The 3,204-nt window shown below is 32.0% G+C and carries 4 protein-coding genes; all 4 read left to right on the forward strand.

The features are described from left to right. Nucleotides 1–657: anaerobic ribonucleoside-triphosphate reductase (gene nrdD / locus AB2369_RS12505; RefSeq protein ID WP_367666806.1), on the forward strand; the 657-nt coding region annotated here is incomplete at its 5' end. Between the two features lie 186 nt (nt 658–843). Next, nucleotides 844–1,353 (forward strand): anaerobic ribonucleoside-triphosphate reductase activating protein, encoded by a 510-nt coding sequence (gene nrdG, locus AB2369_RS12510; RefSeq protein WP_367666807.1) that lies wholly within the window; start codon nt 844–846, stop codon nt 1,351–1,353. Nucleotides 1,354–1,429: 76 nt separating this feature from the next. After that, nucleotides 1,430–1,555 carry a hypothetical protein gene (locus AB2369_RS12515; RefSeq protein ID WP_367666808.1) on the forward strand — a complete coding sequence of 42 codons (126 nt, stop codon included), beginning with the start codon at nt 1,430–1,432 and terminating at the stop codon, nt 1,553–1,555. 93 nt (nt 1,556–1,648) lie between these two features. Then, nucleotides 1,649–3,139 (forward strand): leucyl aminopeptidase, encoded by a 1,491-nt coding sequence (locus AB2369_RS12520; protein WP_367666809.1) that lies wholly within the window; start codon nt 1,649–1,651, stop codon nt 3,137–3,139. Nucleotides 3,140–3,204: the final 65 nt, after the last annotated feature.

Genomic DNA, 3,204 nt, shown 5'->3' on the forward strand with positions numbered 1-3,204 from the left:
GGGTTTATAGGACTTGCTGAAACCTTAATTTCTTTAACAGGAAATCATCATGGTGAGGATGAGGAAGCAAGAAAGCTTGGGATTGAAATAGTAACTTTCATGAGAGACTATACAGATAAAATAACTAAGGAAACAAAATTAAATTGGAGTACCTACGCAACTCCAGCAGAAGGACTTAGTGGGAAGTTTATATTCCAAGATAAAAAGGTATTTGGTAATATAGAAGGAGTTACAGATAAGAACTATTATACAAACTCATATCATGTACCAGTTGGATATCCTATGTCCATAAAGGATAAAATAGATATAGAGGCACCTTACCATAAGCTTTGTAATGCAGGTCATATAAGTTATCTAGAAGTAGACGATTGTCCAACTGGAGAAGCTATAATGGCAATATTAGATTATGCATATAAGTATACAAATATAAGTTATTTGGGGATAAATTTCCACATAAGATATTGTAGAAGTTGTGGAACTTACCTTCAAATTGGAGAAAATAAGTGTTCTATGTGTGGAAGTAATGATATACAAGGAGTGTCTAGGGTTACAGGTTATTTAAGCTTAGATGAAAGATTTGGACCAGGTAAGTATGATGAGAGAAAAGAAAGATTAACTCACACAGATAATAAGCTGGGATATAAACATTGTAATTAAAACGAGAAACAATCATTGAATAGTATAAACTATTTAATGATTGTTTTTTAGATGAAGAAGTTATAATATTAAAGAAATCTTATATATATAAAAACTACATGATAATTGAAATTAAATCACCAGCTACCATTATTTAAAGCCTATTCAAGGTTGATCCTTGAGATGGTTTACACACAGGGGGAAATTATGGATGATAAAATAAGACTATCAGGACTTATACATGAAAGTTTAGTGAATGGACCGGGAATAAGAAGAGTATTCTTCTCTCAAGGGTGTAACCATAATTGCAAGGGATGCTTTAACCCAGAAACTCACGATTTTAATGGAGGGGAATCATTTATAATGGATAAGCTTATAGATGATGTTAGAATAAATCCTATAATAAGTGGAGTAACTTTTAGTGGTGGAGATCCAATGGAGCAAGCAGATAAGTTTTCCTATATGGCAAAAAAGTTTAAGGAGCTTAATCTTAATATATGGTGCTATACAGGATATACTTTTGAAGTACTAGTGGATAGATCAAAGCATGATAATAATATAAAAGAATTACTATTAAATATAGATGTATTAATAGATGGAAAGTTTTGTGAGGAAAAAAAGTTAGAAGGACTAAGATATAGAGGATCTAGTAATCAACGAATAATAGATGTTAAAAAGTCTTTAAGCAGTGGAGAAGTTTCCTTATATATGGAGTAATAAAAATCTCTCTTTAAAGTAATAATTGTGTGGATTTTTGGAAACATAATTATAGAAGTTTAAGGAGGCATACTTTATGAAAAGTAAGAAGGTTGTTAAATTAATAATTGTAGCAGTTATAATCACACTAACTTGTGCAGTGTTTATAAATAGGTCCTCAAGTTCTATAAAAAGCTTTAATATAATAGAAATTAATGATTAAATACTTTTAAATAATAATTATTTTACCTATTGGAATTTACAGAAAAATAATATATACTAAAAATAAAAGTATACATCGAGGGGGTATATAGATATGAATATTAAACTTCAAGGTTCAGCATGTGGAGAAATAGAAACGGTTGTTATCCCTGTATTTGAGGATAAGGATCTTAATTATGTGTGCGAGGACATAAGATCATTAATAGATACATTTAAGAATAAAGGACAGTTTAAGGGCGGTTTTGGTGAAACTTTCTTTTTTACTAAGGAAAGAGGAGAAGTGCTTAAGCAAATAATATTATTAGGTCTTGGAAAGCAAGGAGAATTAACTTCAGATAAGATAAGGATTGCTTACTCTAAGGCTTTAAGAAAAGTTAATGAGTTAAAAGCTTCAACCGTAGCAGTTAAGTTCTTTAAGGTAGATTCAGTTTGTACAAAGAGAACTTTAAAAGGAATAGTAGAAGGATTAACTCTTGCAAACTATAAGTTTGATAAATTTAAGAGTGATAGAAAAGAAGCTACTTTAAAAGAAATAGTTATAAAAGGTATAGCTGAGGAGGATATGAGTAAGGCTGAAATAGCATTAGAGGAAGCGAATACTCTTGTAGATGGAACTATAATTGCAAGAGATTTAGTTAACGAGCCAGCTAATTTCATGTATCCAGAGACTTTAGCTAAGGAAGTAGAAAAGATAGGTAAGGATTCAGGATTCCAAGTTGAAATCTTTGATGAGAATAAGATAAATGAACTAGGTATGAAAGCCTTTATGGAAGTTGCTAAAGGATCAGATAATCCTCCAAGATTTATAGTTATGAGATACTTTGGAGATGAAGATAATAAGAATAATATATTAGGATTAGTAGGAAAAGGCTTAACTTATGATTCAGGCGGATATTCAATAAAGCCAACTGATGGAATGGTTACAATGAAGAGTGATATGGGTGGAGCCGCAGCAGTTATAGGTGCTATGAGTGCTATTGCTAAGATGAAGATAAAAGCTAACGTAGTTGCAGTAGTTGCAGCTTGTGAGAACCTAATATCAGGAGGGGCATATAAGCCAGGAGATATAATATCATCTATGGGAGGAAAAACTATAGAGGTATTAAATACAGATGCAGAAGGAAGATTAACACTTGTAGATGCAGTTCATTATGTAATAGAAAAAGAAAAAGCATCTAAGGTTGTGGATGTGGCAACTTTAACAGGAGCTGTTGTTATGGCACTTGGAAGAACTGCTACGGGAGTTGTAACAAATAATCATGAGTTCTATGGTGAACTTCAAAAGGCATCAGAGATTTCAGGAGAAAAGATATGGGAGCTTCCAGCATTCGATGAGTATAAGGAACTTATAAAATCTGATATAGCTGATCTTAAGAACATAGGAGGTAGATTTGGAGGTACTATAACTGCAGGTCTATTTATAGGAGAGTTTGTTCAAGATAAGCCTTGGCTACATCTTGATATAGCAGGTACAGCTTGGGAAGATAAAGATAATAACTACTTAACAAAAGGTGGTACAGGAGTTGGAGTTAGAACTTTATACTATCTAGTAAAAAAGAGCGTTAAGGGATGTTGCAATAAATAATAATAGAAATAGGGGCTGTCTCAAAAATGATTAAAAATCATTTTTGAAGGCGGCTCCTTTTCTTT

The sequence above is a fragment of the Clostridium sp. genome, from assembly GCF_040797585.1.
In the GTDB taxonomy this organism is placed as follows: domain Bacteria; phylum Bacillota; class Clostridia; order Clostridiales; family Clostridiaceae; genus Clostridium_Z.

What these genes read in the sequence shown, in the direction of transcription:
- nrdG (WP_367666807.1), top strand. Translation starts at nt 844, where the DNA reads ATGGATGATAAAATAAGACTATCAGGACTTATACATGAAAGTTTAGTG.
- AB2369_RS12515 (WP_367666808.1), top strand. Translation starts at nt 1,430, where the DNA reads ATGAAAAGTAAGAAGGTTGTTAAATTAATAATTGTAGCAGTTATAATC.
- AB2369_RS12520 (WP_367666809.1), top strand. Translation starts at nt 1,649, where the DNA reads ATGAATATTAAACTTCAAGGTTCAGCATGTGGAGAAATAGAAACGGTT.